This window comes from Mediterraneibacter glycyrrhizinilyticus (genome assembly GCF_015560805.1).
GTDB classification, from domain to species: Bacteria; Bacillota; Clostridia; order Lachnospirales; family Lachnospiraceae; genus Schaedlerella; species Schaedlerella glycyrrhizinilytica_A.
The window spans coordinates 83297-100309 of sequence record NZ_JADMSO010000005.1 but is presented as its reverse complement, the minus strand read 5'-3'; the positions used below and the strand labels follow the sequence as shown (position 1 = coordinate 100309).

Below are 17013 nucleotides of genomic sequence, written 5' to 3'. Positions count from 1 at the left end.
GGCTCCTCCTATTCTTCGTCAAAAAACTCATCGAATTCAATCTCATCCACTTCGGCAAGATCGTCTTCTTCCGGTTCCACATCCTCCAGTTTTCCGTCTACGAATTCCTGCTCGGTATAACCGTGGTCGCCATAGGATTCGTTGTCGTCACGATATCTTCTGTCTCCCTCGATGATCGAACGCAGGTCTGTCTCACCGTAATCTACGCTTTCCATGATCTCAACTTCTGTATTGTCATCACGGAGTACGCGTACATCCAGTGCAAGGGACTGCAGCTCTTTCAGCAATACCTTGAAAGATTCCGGAATTCCCGGTTCAGGGATGTTCTGACCTTTGATGATCGCCTCATATGTCTTCACACGTCCCACAACGTCGTCAGACTTCACAGTCAGGATCTCCTGCAGCGTATAGGATGCTCCATACGCCTCCAGAGCCCAAACCTCCATCTCTCCGAAACGCTGACCACCGAACTGGGCTTTTCCTCCCAGCGGCTGCTGTGTTACGAGTGAGTAAGGACCGGTAGAACGCGCATGGATCTTGTCGTCTACCAAGTGATGCAGTTTGAGGTAATGCATGTGTCCGATCGTAACCGGACTGTCAAAGAACTCTCCGGTACGTCCGTCTCTTAAACGTACTTTTCCGTCGCGGGAAAGCGGAACGCCTTTCCAAAGTGCACGGTGCGCACGGTTGTCATAGAGGTACTGGCGTACTTCCGGAAGCAGTTCCTCTCCATGTTTCTTATCAAATTTTTCCCATTCCAGATTGACATAATCATTTGCCAGATCCAGAGTGTCCATAATATCGATCTCGTTCGCACCGTCAAAGACCGGTGTGGAAATGTTGAAACCAAGCGCTTTCGCCGCAAGGCTCAAATGGATCTCCAGCACCTGTCCGATGTTCATACGGGACGGCACACCAAGCGGGTTCAAAACGATATCCAGCGGACGTCCGTTCGGCAGATACGGCATATCTTCTACCGGAAGCACGCGGGAAACGACACCCTTGTTACCATGACGTCCAGCCATCTTATCACCGACAGAAATCTTTCTCTTCTGTGCAATATAAATGCGAACTGCCTGATTTACTCCCGGTGACAGTTCGTCGCCGTTCTCTCTTGTAAATACTTTCGCATCCACAACGATACCGTACTCTCCGTGCGGTACTTTCAGAGAAGTGTCACGGACTTCACGCGCTTTCTCACCGAAGATCGCTCTCAGCAGACGCTCTTCTGCCGTCAGTTCCGTCTCTCCTTTCGGCGTTACTTTTCCGACCAGGATATCTCCTGCGCGGACTTCTGCACCGATGCGGATGATTCCTCTCTCATCAAGATCTTTCAGCGCATCATCGCCGACTCCCGGAATATCTCTTGTGATCTCTTCCGGTCCGAGTTTTGTATCACGAGCTTCTGCCTCATATTCTTCAATATGAACAGAAGTATAAACGTCATCCTGTACGAGACGCTCGCTCAACAGAACGGCATCCTCGTAGTTGTAACCCTCCCAGGTCATAAATCCGATCAGCGGGTTCTTACCAAGCGCCATCTCGCCCTTGGATGTGGACGGACCGTCTGCAATGACCTGTCCTTCCTCCACTCTCTCGCCCTTGTCAACGATCGGTCTCTGGTTGTAGCAGTTGCTCTGGTTACTTCTCTGGAACTTAGTCAGTTTGTAGCTCTTCTTGGATCCGTCGTCATGTTTGATCGTGATCTCTGTGGAAGTAGAACGCTCAACAACACCTGCTTTTTCTGCCACGATGCAGACTCCGGAGTCAACTGCCGCTTTTACTTCCATACCTGTTCCGACTACCGGAGCTTCGGTTGTCAGAAGCGGAACTGCCTGACGCTGCATGTTGGATCCCATCAGCGCACGGTTCGCATCGTCATTTTCCAGGAAAGGAATGAGCGCTGTCGCCACGGAGAATACCATCTTCGGAGAAACGTCCATGTAATCGAACTTGCTTCTCTCATATTCCTGTGTCTCTTCACGGTAACGACCGGATACATTCTTACGGACAAAATGTCCCTCTGCGTCCAGAGCCTCATTCGCCTGTGCCACATGATAATTATCTTCTTCATCCGCAGTCATATATACGACTTCATCCGTAACGACCGGATTCTGCGGATCTGTCTTGTCGATCTTTCTGTACGGAGCCTCGATAAATCCGTACTGGTTGATTCTCGCATAGCATGCCAGAGAGTTGATCAAACCGATGTTCGGTCCCTCAGGCGTCTCGATCGGACACATTCTTCCGTAATGGGAATAGTGAACGTCACGGACCTCAAATCCTGCACGGTCACGGGAAAGTCCTCCCGGTCCCAATGCGGAGAGACGTCTCTTATGTGTCAATTCTCCAAGCGGGTTGTTCTGATCCATAAACTGGGACAGCTGAGAAGATCCGAAGAACTCTTTTACAGCTGCTGTTACCGGTTTGATGTTGATCAGTGACTGCGGAGAAATTCCATCCTGATCCTGCGTCGTCATACGCTCGCGGACCACTCTCTCCAGACGGGACAGACCGATTCTGTACTGATTCTGCAGAAGTTCTCCGACTGCACGGATACGACGGTTGCCAAGGTGGTCAATATCATCGTCATTTCCCATGCCGTATTCAAGATGGATATTGTAGTTAATGGAAGCAAAAATATCTTCCTTTGTAATATGTTTTGGGATCAGATCGTGGATGTCTCTCTTGATCGCCGCTTTCAGCTCTTCCACGTCTCCTTCTGTCTCCTCAAGCAATCCCTCCAGAACCGGATAGTATACCTGTTCTGTCACACCGACCTCAGTCGGGTCGATATCTACAACTGCCTGCAGATCTACCATCATATTGGAAAGGATCTTGATATTGCGGGACTCGTCCTCTCCCTCTACCCAGATATACGGAACTGCCGCATTCTGGATCTCGTCTGCCAGTTCTCTTGTGATCGTTGTTCCCTTTTCGGCAACCATTTCGCCCGTCACACAACTGATCACATCTTCTGCCAGCACACGACCTTTGACACGGTTTTTCAGAGCCAGTTTTTTATTGAATTTGTAACGTCCTACTTTTGCAAGATCATAACGTCTTGCATCAAAGAACATACTTGTGATCAGACTTTCCGCGCTGTCCACTGCCAGCGGCTCGCCCGGACGGATCTTTTTGTACAGTTCTAACAGACCCTCCTGATAATTCTCAGCAGTGTCCTTTCCAAAACTTGCAAGGATCTTCGGCTCTTCACCGAACATCTCAACGATCTCCGCGTTCGTTCCGACACCAAGCGCACGGATCAGCACTGTGATCGGCACTTTACGCGTACGGTCAACCCTTACATAGAAAACGTCATTGGAGTCTGTCTCGTATTCCAGCCATGCTCCACGGTTCGGGATCACAGTAGAAGAATACAGTTCTTTTCCGATCTTATCATGCGCGATTCCGTAGTAAATTCCCGGGGAACGCACAAGCTGGCTGACGATAACACGCTCGGCACCGTTGATTACGAACGTACCGGTCTTTGTCATCAGCGGAAAATCTCCCATGAAGATTTCATGTTCGTTGATCTCATCATTCTCTTTGTTGTAAAGTCTCACTTTCACTTTCAGAGGTGCGGCATATGTCGCATCACGTTCTTTACACTCGTCGATCGTGTACTTTACTTCATCCTCGCAGAGTCTGAAATCGACGAATTCCAGACTGAAATGACCGCTGTAATCTGCGATCGGGGAAATGTCATCGAATACCTCTCTCAGACCTTCGCTCAGAAACCACTCGTATGAGTTCTTCTGAACTTCGATGAGATTCGGCATTTCCAGCACTTCTTTTTGTCTGGAATAGCTCATGCGTGAACTTTTTCCGTTTGTGATGGGACGAATTCTGTTTTTCTCCATTGACGTTTCACTCCTCATATATTTTTTTGCGGGTATGAACTCTACCCAGTCATACTTCCCTGTTCAGTAATACTCTGCCACTGCAAAAGTATCACACTCTATAATAAGAAAAGAGCCATGTGCATCAGTAAATGTAATCTATAATGGCATACCTTTCCATAATAGCGCATTTTTTACTATATCACAAAGCTCTTTCTGATGTCAACCGTTTTTCTCCATTTTTATCAAAAAACTCTTGACATATTTTCTTTTTTGTGGTAATTGACATTTTCATCACTCTCCGGCAAACAAAAACCCGTCAAACTGCTCTGTTCACATATCAGATAACAGAAAAGCCGCAAATGACTTTCTCATCTGCGGCCGTAATCTTCTGTCAGAAATGAAATTATTTCATGTTAACTTCTGCACCCTCAGCTTCCAGTTTAGCTTTCAGCTCTTCAGCTTCTGCTTTGGAGATTCCTTCTTTGATCACTTTCGGAGCTCCGTCAACAAGCTCTTTTGCTTCTTTCAGTCCAAGTCCTGTTACTTCACGAACAACTTTGATAACTTTAACTTTGGAAGCTCCTGCAGATACAAGCTCTACATCGAACTCATCTTTCTCTTCTGCTGCTGCAGCTCCGTCTCCTGCTGCTGCAACTACAACACCTGCTGCTGCAGATACACCGAATTCTTCTTCGCATGCTTTTACTAATTCATTCAGTTCTAATACTGATAACTCTTTGATTGCTTCAATCATTTCAGCTGTTGTCAATTTAGCCATTTTGATATCCTCCATTTTTAAAATTTTATCTGCCGCTCATATGCGGCTTTCCATTTGTTTTCTGATTAAATCGTCCCGCCTGCGGCGAGTACCTGATTACTCCTCTGTTGCCGGAGCTTCTTCTGCTGCTTCAGCCGGAGCCTCAGCTGCAACCTCGCCGTCTTTCTCAGCGATCTGCTTAATAACACGAGCGAAGTTTGTGATAGGTGACTGCATACTTCCAAGCAATCTGGACAGCAGCACTTCTCTTGACGGGATCTTAGCCAGTTCATTAAGACCTGCTACGTCATATACTGTTCCTTCTACTACACCGGCTTTCATCTCCAGTTTGTCTGCTGTCTTAGCAAACTCTGCAAGGATTCTTGCCGGAGCTGTCGCATCGTCTTTGGATACGCAAAGTGCGCTCGGTCCCTCTAAATACTCATCCAGACCTGCGAACTCTGTTCCCTCAAATGCTCTCTTCATCATTGTGTTCTTGCAAACTTTGTAAAGAACACCAGCTTCTCTAAGCTGTTTACGAAGCTCTGTATCCTGTGCTACTGTAAGTCCACGGTAGTCAACAAGAACAACAGACTGAGCGTCTTTGATGTCTTCTGCGATAGCTGCTACGATTGGTTGTTTTAATTCAACTTTTGCCACGTTCTGGTGCACCTCCTTATAGATTTTGAATGACTGCTCCAGATAAAATAAGAATTCTGCTTCGCAGGATTCTCCGCCTACGGCGGAGCTACAAAGCAGCTATATTCCAAGCCGCCGCAGTGCGATCCCGCGGAGCGTTTTTATTCGATAGGATACCATTCCTATCGAATAATAAAAAATCCTCCGGCTCGAAGCACAGAGGATTACTAAGTCATCTTCTAAAAGAATCTTGTCTTCCTCGGCAGGCGTTTTAAACCTTATGCCTAACGGCACCTGCTGTCTTCGGCAGTCAATTGCTATAATAGATTATCATTCCACTCAGGAAATGTCAAGTGTTTTTTATATTTTTCAAGAATACTCTCTTGTCCCTTTTGATCGACAGTTGAAACGGTCAATCTATAACGTATTCATTTCATCAAAATCCTGATAATATTTCTCCATGGAATCTCTCAGTTTTACAAACAAATGATAATATTCATCTACGATAACCTGAAATCTTGTTGCCGCAAAAGTCCCGTCATAATCATGCGCCAACCGATTTCTGTCCTTTAACATCTGTATCCATCTATCATCATTGATCAGCCCGTTCTGAAAAGCCTGCTGCAACGTCCCTCTTGGAGATCCTAATGAAAAGTCAAGAACCCCTAATTGCTTCACCAAAATATCTTTCATGATTTTCCAGGAAATATCAAACGTAAGATTAAAATTTAAAACGGTCGCTTCCAATACAAAATCTGCTTTTGGATCTGCCGTACAGCTTTTTTCCAAACTCTTTAAACTTTTGCAAAACGTATTGTATCGATTAATAAATTTGTTTTCCATATTTCTTTATATCCTCCAGCAAAAACTCATTATGGATATTCTCATAATCAAAAATATCAATTTTGCGTAGTGTTGGAATCTCCTCGAGCGCTTCTTCCAATTCCAATATATCCTCACAGCCATACACAACAAAATCAATATCACTGGTATCTGTTGCAGTGCCGGTCGCAAAAGATCCAAATAAGTCCAACCGTTTTACTCCGTTGGCTTTACATATTTCTTCCACCTTATCTATCAATTCCGAAACAGGCATTATATTCATATTATAGTTTTCCTCTTTTCCACCATCATACACACTGTTTATCCCCATTATACTTCACTCTGTTGCCAATAACAATGCCCGATTTCTTACTCTCTCCTCTGAGCCAACAGCCATGCTGTAATATGGATTGCCTGCTGAAACTGCCCTGCATCGATCATTTTCTCAATCATCTCTGCCGGAAGTTTTATCACATTTAAAAACTCCGTATCGTCCAAATCTTGTCCGGATACTTTGCGGCAATTCTTTGCCATAAAAATATGTGCATAGTTGTCTGCTATGGTCGCATTTGACGGTATCGTAAGTAAATAGCTCCATTCATCCGACTCATATCCGGTTTCTTCCAAAAGTTCCCTTTTTGCCGCGTCAAAAGCATCTTCCGCTGAAATATCCTGTGCGTTTTCACCGTTCTGAGAACTTCCATATTCTTTCCCATCTTCCCGCTCGATCCCACCTGCCGGAAATTCCGTTGTCACCTGTCTGATTCCCGGTCTGAACTGTTTCACGCAAAGATAGTTTCCATCGGTATCCGATGCCACGATCACAACATAATCTCTGCGGCTGTAACTGTAAAAAGGTTCAAATACACTTCCATCCGGAAATTTCCATGCCGATCTCCGAAAATCAATCCATTCATCCTGTACAATATGCTCCATATGGACTTCTTCCCATACAAGAGAGTCATCCAACTGATTTTCCTTATTATGATCTTCCATCTTTCATTTCCCCTTTCCAAAAGATTCCACGCCTTACAACAAACCCCCGCACAGCGAGAGCAGACATACGTCTGATTTCGCCGTGCGGGGGCTTCATTTTCACATTTATGATCTTCTCAGCAAATTACTGAAGTTTCATCGGGTTCAGTTTTACTCCAGGTCCCATTGTAGATGTCAGTGTAACACTCTTCAGGTACTGTCCTTTTACTGCTGCCGGTCTAACTTTGATAATTGCATCGATAAGCGTCTGGAAGTTGTCCGCTAACTGCTCTTCGGTAAAGGAAGCTTTACCGATCGGCACATGGATAATGTTTGTCTTGTCCAATCTGTACTCAATCTTACCAGCCTTGATCTCGTTGATCGCTTTTGTTACGTCCATTGTAACTGTTCCGGCTTTCGGGTTCGGCATGAGACCTTTTGGTCCAAGTACACGTCCAAGACGTCCAACAACACCCATCATGTCCGGTGTAGCAACAACAACGTCAAAATCCAGCCATCCTTCGTTCTGGATCTTCGGGATCAGATCCTCTCCGCCTACGAAATCTGCTCCTGCAGCTTTTGCTTCCTCAGCCTTTGCATCTTTAGCAAATACAAGGATACGAACAGTTTTACCTGTTCCGTGCGGAAGAACAACAGCTCCACGGATCTGCTGATCAGCGTGACGTCCGTCACATCCTGTTCTGATGTGAGCCTCGATTGTCTCGTCAAATTTTGCTACTGCTGACTTTTTCACAAGTGCGATCGCGTCAGCTTTTTCGTAAAGATTTCCTCTTTCGATCTGCTTTGCAGCTTCGATATATTTCTTTCCTCGTTTCATTCTAATAAACCTCCTTGTGGTGTTTGCGGGAACGAACCCCTCCCACTATTTTCAACTCTGTTACTGTCTTTCTACTCTTTCACTCTTTCGAAGACACCGAAATGAGCTTCCGAATACATCAACTTACTCCTCTACGGTTACACCCATAGAACGGCATGTTCCGGCGATCATGCTCATAGCTGCCTCTACGCTTGCAGCGTTCAGGTCCGGCATTTTCAATTTTGCGATTTCTTCTACCTGAGCTTTTGTGATCGTAGCAACTTTGTTCTTGTTCGGAACGCCTGAACCGGATTTCAGGTTGCAGGCTTTCTTGATCAATACTGCTGCCGGCGGAGTCTTTGTAACGAAGCTGAAGCTTCTGTCGTTGTAAACTGTGATAACAACCGGGATAATCAGGTCTCCCTGGTCAGCTGTTCTGGCATTGAACTGCTTTGTAAATTCCACAATGTTTACACCGTGCTGTCCAAGTGCAGGACCAACCGGTGGTGCCGGAGTTGCCTTTCCAGCCGGAATCTGTAACTTAATATAACCTTCTACTTTTTTTGCCATTTTTCATTACCTCCTTGTGGTATTGTCGGGATAAAATCCCTCCCACTTAATCCATCTTCTTTACTTCTGAAAAGCCAAGTTCAACCGGAGTTTCACGGCCGAACAATTCCACATTGATCGAAAGGCTCTGTTTCTGCTCGTTCATCGACTGAACCACACCGACAGTTCCCTCCCATGCGCCGCTGAGCACGGTCACAGTATCGCCGATCTCGAAGTCATATACGATGTTCTCCTGATGGATTCCGAAGCGGCTCATCTCTTCTTCCTCCAGCGGAACCGGTTTGGATCCCGGTCCGACGAATCCCGTCACGCCTCTCGTATTACGAACAACATACCATGTATCGTCGTTCATGATCATATGGATCATAACGTAACCCGGGAAAAGCTTTTTCATGCTTACTTTCTGAACACCGTTTTTCATCTCGATCACTTCCTCCAGAGGCACTCTCACCTCAAGGATCTGGTCTTCCAGATGACGGTTCTCGATCGTCTTGTCAATGTTTGCTTTTACCTTGTTTTCATACCCGGAATAGGTATGAACTACATACCATTTTGCCTCTGACATAAAATCACCTTTCTGCTTCCGCCTGCTACTTCACCAGGAAGTCAATTCCATATTTCAGGATCGTATCGATCACCGTAATGATCGCTCCCAACAATACAGAGACTGAAACAACTGCCGTCGTCTGTTTCACAAGTGTTTTCTTATCTGGCCAGACAATTTTCTTAAACTCTGCCTGTAATCCTTTGAACCAGCTGGTTTTCTGAGCTTTTCCTGATTTCTCACTCATCTCGCCACTTCCCTTCAACGACTATTTTGTCTCTTTGTGCAGTGTGTGTGATTTACAGAACTTGCAATACTTCTTTGTTTCCATACGTTCAGGATGATTTTTCTTATCCTTGGTCATGTTGTAATTGCGGTTCTTGCATTCTGTACATTCCAATGTAATTCTTGTGCGCACAACTTCCACCTCGCTTTTTTTTTACTTAACTTAATTGTTACCGATGGTTGCGAAGCCATCCAAATTTAGGCATAAAAAAAAGACCTACTTCCATTCGCCAGTCGATTGTATCACAATCACCGGATGAAAGTCAAGTCTTTTACTTAAATCCTCCGGAAACTCTCCACCAAAAACTATCCGTAATGCACTGCAAATCATCAAATCTTAATATCTTTCAGCCGCCCGGCTCCGCGCAGATATTTCCTGTAAATGAAGAAAAATACCGAACTACTGAGCACTGCTGCGGTCAAGTCCGAGATCGGTTCCGCATAAAATGCCGTTTTTGCCGTAAAGAACAACGGTAAAATACATGTTGCCGCCAGATAGATCATTTTCCGCACAAGTGACAATGAAAGCGACAGTCTCGTCATTCCCAGCGCCGTCAGCGCATCGACAAATACATACTGAAAACTAAGCGGTACGATCATCAGCATGAACACACCGATTCCCCACACCGCAAGCTGCTGATATTCCGCATTCGATGTAAAGATCCGGACAAAATACATCGGAAGAATCCTGGCGATCCCGAACATCAATACGGTAAATCCGATACAGAGACCGAGGACGCAGGCTACGGTCTTCCGGATCCGCTCCGGTTTGTTCGCGCCATAATTAAAACTGATCAGAGGCTGCGATCCGCTTGTCACCCCAAGCATCGGCGCCGTCACAAGCAGCATATAACTCTGAACGATCGTCGCTGCCGTGATCAGCGTATCTCCCATCTCCTCACCACCATAATACTGAAGCACCGCATTCAATGCAATGATGATCACACTGTCCGTAGCCAGGATCAAAAACGGTGAAAATCCTATCTTAACTACTTGCTTTGCGATCATTCGTTCCGGCTTCATGATCCGGATCGGAATCAGCATTTTTTTGCCGTGAAGCGTCGCAAGTACGAAGAGACAGGATCCCATCTGCGCGATCACCGTCGCCACAGCCGCACCCGCAATGTTCATATCCAACCCAAAGATAAACACCGGATCCAGTACGATATTCAGCACAGCGCCGATCAATGTCGTCGCCATCCCGAGCATCGGAAATCCCTGCGCCGTGATAAAATAATTCATTCCCATAGATACGAGCGCAAAAAATGTTCCCAATGTATAGATCGTAAGATATGTATTCGCATACGCAAATGTAACTTCACTCGCCCCGAACCAGCGCAGAAGCCATGACTTCACCGCCAGAAACAAAAACGTCAGACACAGCGAGAAAACCAAAAGCAGCGAAAAACTATTGCCAAGGATCCGTTCCGCGCCTTTCTTATCCCCGGCGCCGAGCCGGATCGAAAACAACACCGAACCTCCGATTCCGATCAGCGCGCCGAATGACGACAGCAATGTGATGATCGGCGCACATACCCCGGCGCCCGCAAGTGAATCCGCACCGATCACCGGAATATTACCTATATAGATACGATCCACAATGCTGTAAAGTACATTTACAAACTGCGCAAACATAAACGGCACCGAAATCTTCAGCACAAGCAGTGGAATCGGATCACTGCCAAAATCATTTACTTTTTTCTTTCCCCTCATCATTCGCAATTCCTTTTATTTCCGTTTCCTTTTCTTCTAAATCTTCTGCCTTGATCCCCCGCTCTTCCAGCCTCCGGTAAACATCGCCGCGGAAAATCGTATAGATCACCGACACAAGCGGAATAAAGATCAGCATTCCGACAACCCCCATCAGGCTTCCGCCGATGCTGACCGCCGCAAGTACCCAGATAGACGGAAGTCCCACGGAATTACCGACAACTTTCGGATAGATCAGATTTCCCTCGATCTGCTGCAATACGAAAAAGAGTACAAGGAAGATCAGAGCTTTCACCGGGTTGACCATCAGGATCAGAAACGTTCCCACCGCACATCCGATAAACGCACCGAAGATCGGAATCAGCGCGGTAAACGCGATCAACACGCCGACCAGAAGCGCATACGGCAGACGGATGATCACCATCACCACAAAGAACATCGTTCCAAGAATCAACGCCTCCACACACTGCCCGGTCAGGAAATTGGAAAATGTCCGGTAAGTCAGCGAACAGATCCGCAGGATATTCTCCCCTCTTCTTTTCGGAAGATAAGCATAAACGATCTTTTTCACCTGACCATGCAGTTTCTCTTTTTGAAGCAGAATATAGCACGCAAACACGAAAGAAATAAAGAATGTCGTCACGCTGCTCACAATACTTCTTGCCGCAGACATCGTAGAGTTCAGCACACTGCCCGCTCCGCTTTTGAAAAATGCGATCACACTGTTGACGATCTTCTCCCAGTTCATATCCATATTTCCGATCAGAGCCAGTATCTCCTGATTGTCATCAAACAACGCTTCCAGCCATTCGATCGCTTTCGGCATAAAACTCTGGATATTTCTTCCCAGTCCGATCAAAGTCTGTCCAAGCTGCGGGATCACAACAAACAGGACGAGGAGCACGATCCCAGCCACGCCGATGATCGTCATGACAAGGCTGACCGGTCTTGCAAGACGACGGAGCTTCCCGTTCTCTTTCCATTTTTCATTGCCAAAAATATGCCGTTCCAGAAAACTCATCGGGACATTCAGCACAAATGCGATCGCACCGCCGATCAGAAACGGCATCAAAATTCCCAGAATAAATTTCAAAATATCAAGCACCAGTGTATATTTCCACAAACCAATCAAAATCAGCGCCGTAAACACGATCAGTTCTTTGATCTTTCGTATATTTTCTTTGTTCAGATCCATACTTCCACCCTTTCTTAATCTACTATTGAGAGAGTATATCAGAAATCGCTCCTATTAGAAAGCAACTTCCAATATATTCGCAATATTTTTATACTTTTTCACACAAAAACATGGTAAAAACCACCGGAAAATTGTATAATATATATCACTAACACGAAAGAGAGGGTTTATCATGAAACAAAACAATATGTTAGCAATGATCCTTGCCGGCGGACGTGGTTCCCGTCTTCATGACCTGACAAATAAAGTTGCAAAACCGGCTGTTTCATATGGGGGAAAATACCGCATCATCGACTTTCCGCTCAGTAACTGCGCCAATAGCGGAATCGATGTGGTCGGCGTACTGACACAATACGAATCCATTCTTCTGAACAGCTACGTCGCAGCCGGACGCCGCTGGGGACTGGACGCGAAAGACAGCGGCGTCTATGTACTTCCGCCTCGCGAAAAAGCGGATGTAGACCTCAATGTCTACCGCGGAACCGCCGATGCGATCTCGCAGAATATCGATTTCATCGATACATATTCTCCGGAATATCTTCTCGTACTCTCCGGAGACCATATTTACAAAATGAATTATGCAAAGATACTCGATTATCACAAAGCGAACAATGCCGACGCCACGATCGCCGTCATTGAAGTTCCGATGCAGGAAGCAAGCCGCTTTGGTATCATGAATACAGACGAGACCGGACAGATCGTCGAATTCGAGGAGAAACCGCAGCAGCCAAAAAGCAATCTCGCATCGATGGGTATTTATATCTTTGACTGGAAGATTTTGAGAAAGATGCTCGTTGCAGATATGAAAGATCCGGAATCCAGCCATGATTTCGGTAAAGACATCATCCCAAGTATGCTTGCCGACAATCGGAAACTCTGCGCATATAAGTTCCAGGGATACTGGAAAGACGTCGGAACGATCGATTCTCTATGGGAAGCCAATATGGATCTGCTCGCAAAAAACAACACGCTTGACCTCAACGATCCGAGCTGGAAGATTTATACCGAAGACACAACAGAGCTTCCACACTATGTCGGAACTAACGCTGAGATCAAAGGCGCATATATCACACAAGGCTGCCACATCGAAGGAGAAGTCCGTAATTCCGTATTGTTCACCGGCGCCAAAGTCGGTCCGAGCGCAAAAGTGATCGATAGTGTCCTGATGCCGGGAGCGATCGTCGAAGACGGCGCGGTTGTCACACGCGCACTTGTCGCCGACAATATCCGGATCGGCGCAAATGCAGTGGTCGGAAGCGCCGACAGTGACCATATCGAACTTGTTGCAAAACGTGTAAAGGGGGAAGAATAAGATGAAAGCATTAGGTATTATTAATTTTTCCGGACATCACATTCGTGTGGAGGGAATGCAGGACTATCGCCCGATCGGAGCTTTTTCTTTCCTCGGAAGATATCGCGCCATTGACTTTCCAATTTCCAATATGAGTAACAGCGGAATTGACCAGATCCAGGTGTACGTCAACCAGAAACCTCGTTCTCTGGCGGAGCATCTCGGAACCGGTCGTCATTACAACATCAATTCCAAGCGCGGAAAACTACAGCTTCTGTTCTCCGAAAACGGAGCGGAAAATTCATTGTATGACACCGATATCGCGGCATACATCGAGAACATGGAATGTATCGAACATTCGACCTGCCCTTATGTGGTCATTGCCCCGAGTTATATGATCTACGCGCAGGATTTCCACGATGTGATCAAGACCCACATCGAATCCGGCGCAGACATTTCTCTCTTGTACCATTCCGTGGACAATGCAAAAGAGGCATTTTTGAACTGTGATGTTTTGAACCTGAACAAGCAAAAAGGAGTCCTTTCCATCGAGAAGAACCGCGGAACTGCCAAAAACCGCACGATTTTCATGGATACTTATGTGATGAAACGTGAATTGTTCATCGAACTTGTATATAAAGCAAAGAAACTTTCCTCCATGTACACACTTCCGCAGATCATCAACGTAGAATGCGATGAGCTGGATGTACGGGGAATTTCACATCGCGGATATTTTGCGACCATCACTGATCTGAAGAGTTATTTCGATGCCAACCTCGCTCTGATGGATTTCAAAAATGTACAGAGCCTCTTCAATGAGGACTGGCCGATCTACACAAAAACGAACGACTCCTGCCCAACCCAATATTTCGACACTGCCGATGTGAAACGTTCGATCGTCTGCAACGGCTGTCTCATTGAGGGTACTGTTGAGAATTCCGTGATCGGCCGCGGATGTATCATCAAAAAAGGCGCTGTCGTCAAAAACTGTGTGCTTCTTTCCGAAACCGAAGTTGGGGAAGATGTATATCTGGAAAATCAGGTCGTGGACAAACACGCCCGCATCATCCATGCGAAAGAGATCATCGCACAGTCGGAGAAACCGGGATATATCAGAAGAGAAGACACGATCTGATCTTTCTTGGTCTCATCTTTTAAGCACAACATATTTTGGGGTCGACAGAAAAGTCAATGAATAACAGTAAATCTCCAAGTGGTTTATTTACGAAACAGCCACTTGGAGATTTTTCTTTTTTGTGTCCCCTTGTTAGATGACGAGGACTTGATAATTTGATTTAATTTATTTGTTCCAGATTTTATATACATTGTATAAAATATCTTTAAGAACTAACATCGAATCTTGTTTGCTATCCCCATATTCCTCCTTTATCTCATCAAACATTTTCGCAATTCTAAAAGCGTAATTTTCAGTATTTACTTCTGTCTGATATTTAAGAAGTATCTAAGTCCGCAATATTTCTTTCGGCGGTTCTATCTCACGCGCGATTGTATGCTCTGTCAGTTCTGACAAAAGCCTGATTTTTTTGTTGATAACCGGACGCATACAATTGGGGACATGCTCCTGATGTGCCCTATGTATCGCAACACATTCTTTGCAGTTTCCATGATATCTGCATGCTTTCTGACAAGGACAGTGGTCTTTCTCTTTGTATGCTTCCCTGAACTCTGCTGCGAACTCCTCCTGAAGTTTCAATCCCTCCGCACGATTTCCCTCATGAAACGCTTTCATCGCATCCAGCTCTTTTTGATTTCCCTCGATCTGCATTGTATCAGCCTCACTTCTTATCTTTCCGGCTATTCCAAATCCATGCTCCGCCCAGAATACCGCAGATATACAAAATATTGACAAGGATCGTAGGTTCATCTTTCAGAAAATAAATTGCCACCACACCTGCTGCCAACGATGCTACCAACCGGATCGTTGTGTTGATCCGTTTCCACTTCCTCTCTTTTGCCATCTGAAGCTTGTCCATTCTGGACTGCTCCAGCCGCAAGTAGTCCATCAGATCTTCACTCGGAATCCGCGACAAGATCCACTTATCCCGCGAAAAATGTTCTTCTTCCTGCTTATTAAACCGGAAAAACCTCTTTTTCGACGGCTCTTCGTCTGCGAAGACCACCGGCTCCGGCTCATCTTCCGTTTCGAGTGACCGTTCTGCACTTTTCGTTCCCGGATCTGTACTTTTCACTGCCGGTTCTACGCTCTTTACTTCCTGTTCTGTACTTTTTACTTCCGGTTCTGCACCGGTTGATTCCGCCTCTGCATTTTTCGGTTCTACTGTCTTCACGGTCGTTTCTACTGTTGTAACAACCGTCTCCTCCGCTTCTTTCATCGTATTCTCTGACATATTTCAGTCTCCTCTCGCTGTAAATTCATTCCATGATATCTCTGGCTTTATTCTATCACACTGTCTGAAAATCTTCCACCGGTTACATCACCTTTCTACCGGAATTGTCGGCATATTATCCAAACTCAGCAAAAGTCTACTGAAAAATCTTTCTTATTCATTTGTCACTTTCCTATTTAAATGTCAAAACAACTTTTCGGATAGAGGGATCTTTTGAGTCTACAAAATCAAAAGCTTCCTGTGCTTTTTCTATCGGATATACATGAGAAACAGTTCCTGACAAGTCCAATTTTCCCTCTTGGATCAAATCAATCGCTTCCTGAAATTTTTTGTTTTGTAAGCGGGATCCTCTTACATCCAACTCTTTTGATGTGATCAGAAATTGATTTATTTCGGTCGGTTCAACTGCAAATCCCATCGTGATCACCCTCCCCGCATTACCGGTTGCTTTTAACAATGTCAGAAGAGAATCATTTACACATGCAGCATCAATAGATACTGTCACGCCATATCCGGCCGTCAATTCTTTGACTTTCTCAATTACATCTTCTTGTGCAATATTGATTACATAATCAGCACCATTTTTTAAAGCCTCATGTAGTTTTTCTTCAATCACATCCGCTACAATAATTTTAGCTCCGCTCAATCGCGCAATTTTCAAAATAGAACTGCCTAATGCTCCATATCCCAAAATCAAAAGAGTATCTTCTTCACACAGTTCTGCTCTTGAACAACTTTGTATTGCAATCGTTGTCGGCTCGATCATGACAGCTTCAACATCAGATAATTTCTCCGGCAATAAATAACAGTCTTGTTCCGGTACTGTAAGATATTCTTCATATCCACCATCAATATGTACACCACGAACTTTTAAACTGCCGCATACATTTCCTCTTCCTTTTCGGCATGCATAACACTCTCCGCAGCTCACTACCTGATCAACGATCACTCTGTCGCCCGGTTTCAAAGACTTTACGTTTTCTCCCACTTCTTCTATCACACCGACAATTTCATGCCCAATAATACGCGGATATGTTGCTGCCGCATTTGTTCCGTGATAAATCCCCACATCAGAACCACAGATTCCGGCGGCTTTCATTTTCACCAGAACATTGTTCTGTTTATCAATCACTGGCTTTTCCACATCTATTACTTTCAATTCTTCTGGTTTCATAACTCGAACTGCTTTCATGA

18 protein-coding genes and 1 other annotated feature are annotated in these 17013 nt (G+C 45.3%); of the genes, 2 read left to right on the top strand and 16 right to left on the bottom strand.

The window, feature by feature from the left end; translation table 11 throughout:
• Positions 1 to 8: 8 nt before the first annotated feature.
• The 13 genes from rpoB to I2H87_RS06710 all read right to left on the bottom strand — a co-directional run bounded on the left by rpoB (position 9) and on the right by I2H87_RS06710 (position 12159).
• Positions 9 to 3863, bottom strand: a complete 3855-nt coding sequence (gene rpoB, locus I2H87_RS06770; protein ID WP_009266685.1) for a DNA-directed RNA polymerase subunit beta — start codon at positions 3861 to 3863, stop codon at positions 9 to 11.
• Between the two features lie 385 nt (positions 3864 to 4248).
• Complete coding sequence (gene rplL, locus I2H87_RS06765) at positions 4249 to 4623, bottom strand: 50S ribosomal protein L7/L12 (protein WP_009266686.1); 375 nt, start codon at positions 4621 to 4623, stop codon at positions 4249 to 4251.
• Positions 4624 to 4719: 96 nt separating this feature from the next.
• Complete coding sequence (gene rplJ, locus I2H87_RS06760) at positions 4720 to 5262, bottom strand: 50S ribosomal protein L10 (RefSeq protein ID WP_009266687.1); 543 nt, start codon at positions 5260 to 5262, stop codon at positions 4720 to 4722.
• Between the two features lie 164 nt (positions 5263 to 5426).
• Positions 5427 to 5566 (bottom strand) — a sequence feature (ribosomal protein L10 leader region).
• A gap of 92 nt (positions 5567 to 5658) precedes the next feature.
• The gene (locus tag I2H87_RS06755) at positions 5659 to 6084 is read right to left on the bottom strand and encodes an HI0074 family nucleotidyltransferase substrate-binding subunit (RefSeq protein WP_009266688.1); all 426 of its coding nucleotides are present in this window, start codon (positions 6082 to 6084) and stop codon (positions 5659 to 5661) included.
• Positions 6065 to 6379: a nucleotidyltransferase family protein gene (locus I2H87_RS06750; protein ID WP_330611507.1), complete on the bottom strand. Its 315-nt coding sequence runs from the start codon at positions 6377 to 6379 to the stop codon at positions 6065 to 6067. Before I2H87_RS06750 ends, I2H87_RS06755 begins: the two co-directional genes overlap by 20 nt.
• Before the next feature lie 53 nt (positions 6380 to 6432).
• Positions 6433 to 7059, bottom strand: a complete 627-nt coding sequence (locus I2H87_RS06745) for an NUDIX hydrolase (RefSeq protein WP_009266690.1) — start codon at positions 7057 to 7059, stop codon at positions 6433 to 6435.
• 124 nt (positions 7060 to 7183) lie between these two features.
• Positions 7184 to 7876: a 50S ribosomal protein L1 gene (rplA, locus tag I2H87_RS06740; protein WP_009266691.1), complete on the bottom strand. Its 693-nt coding sequence runs from the start codon at positions 7874 to 7876 to the stop codon at positions 7184 to 7186.
• 123 nt (positions 7877 to 7999) lie between these two features.
• The gene (rplK, locus tag I2H87_RS06735) at positions 8000 to 8425 is read right to left on the bottom strand and encodes a 50S ribosomal protein L11 (RefSeq protein ID WP_195609572.1); all 426 of its coding nucleotides are present in this window, start codon (positions 8423 to 8425) and stop codon (positions 8000 to 8002) included.
• Positions 8426 to 8471: 46 nt separating this feature from the next.
• Positions 8472 to 8990: a transcription termination/antitermination protein NusG gene (gene nusG, locus I2H87_RS06730; protein WP_009266693.1), complete on the bottom strand. Its 519-nt coding sequence runs from the start codon at positions 8988 to 8990 to the stop codon at positions 8472 to 8474.
• A 25-nt stretch (positions 8991 to 9015) separates the two neighbouring features.
• Positions 9016 to 9216, bottom strand: a complete 201-nt coding sequence (gene secE / locus I2H87_RS06725) for a preprotein translocase subunit SecE (protein WP_009266694.1) — start codon at positions 9214 to 9216, stop codon at positions 9016 to 9018.
• Between the two features lie 21 nt (positions 9217 to 9237).
• Positions 9238 to 9387 carry a 50S ribosomal protein L33 gene (gene rpmG, locus I2H87_RS06720; protein ID WP_083460756.1) on the bottom strand — a complete coding sequence of 50 codons (150 nt, stop codon included), beginning with the start codon at positions 9385 to 9387 and terminating at the stop codon, positions 9238 to 9240.
• A 197-nt stretch (positions 9388 to 9584) separates the two neighbouring features.
• Positions 9585 to 10967: an MATE family efflux transporter gene (locus I2H87_RS06715; RefSeq protein ID WP_054703349.1), complete on the bottom strand. Its 1383-nt coding sequence runs from the start codon at positions 10965 to 10967 to the stop codon at positions 9585 to 9587.
• Positions 10942 to 12159, bottom strand: coding sequence for an AI-2E family transporter (locus tag I2H87_RS06710; RefSeq protein WP_195609571.1), 1218 nt, complete (start codon positions 12157 to 12159; stop codon positions 10942 to 10944). Before I2H87_RS06710 ends, I2H87_RS06715 begins: the two co-directional genes overlap by 26 nt.
• Before the next feature lie 172 nt (positions 12160 to 12331).
• On the opposite strand from I2H87_RS06710, the gene I2H87_RS06705 reads away from it, so the two are divergent.
• Entirely contained in the window at positions 12332 to 13471 is a 1140-nt protein-coding gene (locus I2H87_RS06705) for a glucose-1-phosphate adenylyltransferase (protein ID WP_195609570.1), read from the top strand.
• 1 nt (position 13472) lies between these two features.
• Positions 13473 to 14585, top strand: a complete 1113-nt coding sequence (gene glgD, locus I2H87_RS06700) for a glucose-1-phosphate adenylyltransferase subunit GlgD (RefSeq protein WP_022151862.1) — start codon at positions 13473 to 13475, stop codon at positions 14583 to 14585.
• Positions 14586 to 14912: 327 nt separating this feature from the next.
• On the opposite strand, the gene I2H87_RS06695 is transcribed toward glgD, so the two are convergent.
• From I2H87_RS06695 to I2H87_RS06685, 3 genes are all read right to left on the bottom strand, one after another.
• Positions 14913 to 15236, bottom strand: a complete 324-nt coding sequence (locus I2H87_RS06695) for a hypothetical protein (protein ID WP_054703347.1) — start codon at positions 15234 to 15236, stop codon at positions 14913 to 14915.
• A 10-nt stretch (positions 15237 to 15246) separates the two neighbouring features.
• Positions 15247 to 15819, bottom strand: coding sequence for a hypothetical protein (locus tag I2H87_RS06690; protein WP_009266700.1), 573 nt, complete (start codon positions 15817 to 15819; stop codon positions 15247 to 15249).
• 172 nt (positions 15820 to 15991) lie between these two features.
• Entirely contained in the window at positions 15992 to 17011 is a 1020-nt protein-coding gene (locus I2H87_RS06685) for a zinc-binding alcohol dehydrogenase family protein (RefSeq protein ID WP_054703345.1), read from the bottom strand.
• Positions 17012 to 17013 lie beyond the last annotated feature (2 nt).

What these genes read in the sequence shown, in the direction of transcription:
- rpoB (WP_009266685.1), bottom strand. Translation starts at nt 3,863, where the DNA reads ATGGAGAAAAACAGAATTCGTCCCATCACAAACGGAAAAAGTTCACGC.
- rplL (WP_009266686.1), bottom strand. Translation starts at nt 4,623, where the DNA reads ATGGCTAAATTGACAACAGCTGAAATGATTGAAGCAATCAAAGAGTTA.
- I2H87_RS06755 (WP_009266688.1), bottom strand. Translation starts at nt 6,084, where the DNA reads ATGGAAAACAAATTTATTAATCGATACAATACGTTTTGCAAAAGTTTA.
- I2H87_RS06745 (WP_009266690.1), bottom strand. Translation starts at nt 7,059, where the DNA reads ATGGAAGATCATAATAAGGAAAATCAGTTGGATGACTCTCTTGTATGG.
- rplA (WP_009266691.1), bottom strand. Translation starts at nt 7,876, where the DNA reads ATGAAACGAGGAAAGAAATATATCGAAGCTGCAAAGCAGATCGAAAGA.
- rplK (WP_195609572.1), bottom strand. Translation starts at nt 8,425, where the DNA reads ATGGCAAAAAAAGTAGAAGGTTATATTAAGTTACAGATTCCGGCTGGA.
- nusG (WP_009266693.1), bottom strand. Translation starts at nt 8,990, where the DNA reads ATGTCAGAGGCAAAATGGTATGTAGTTCATACCTATTCCGGGTATGAA.
- secE (WP_009266694.1), bottom strand. Translation starts at nt 9,216, where the DNA reads ATGAGTGAGAAATCAGGAAAAGCTCAGAAAACCAGCTGGTTCAAAGGA.
- I2H87_RS06715 (WP_054703349.1), bottom strand. Translation starts at nt 10,967, where the DNA reads ATGAGGGGAAAGAAAAAAGTAAATGATTTTGGCAGTGATCCGATTCCA.
- I2H87_RS06710 (WP_195609571.1), bottom strand. Translation starts at nt 12,159, where the DNA reads ATGGATCTGAACAAAGAAAATATACGAAAGATCAAAGAACTGATCGTG.
- I2H87_RS06705 (WP_195609570.1), top strand. Translation starts at nt 12,332, where the DNA reads ATGAAACAAAACAATATGTTAGCAATGATCCTTGCCGGCGGACGTGGT.
- glgD (WP_022151862.1), top strand. Translation starts at nt 13,473, where the DNA reads ATGAAAGCATTAGGTATTATTAATTTTTCCGGACATCACATTCGTGTG.
- I2H87_RS06695 (WP_054703347.1), bottom strand. Translation starts at nt 15,236, where the DNA reads ATGCAGATCGAGGGAAATCAAAAAGAGCTGGATGCGATGAAAGCGTTT.
- I2H87_RS06690 (WP_009266700.1), bottom strand. Translation starts at nt 15,819, where the DNA reads ATGTCAGAGAATACGATGAAAGAAGCGGAGGAGACGGTTGTTACAACA.
- I2H87_RS06685 (WP_054703345.1), bottom strand. Translation starts at nt 17,011, where the DNA reads ATGAAAGCAGTTCGAGTTATGAAACCAGAAGAATTGAAAGTAATAGAT.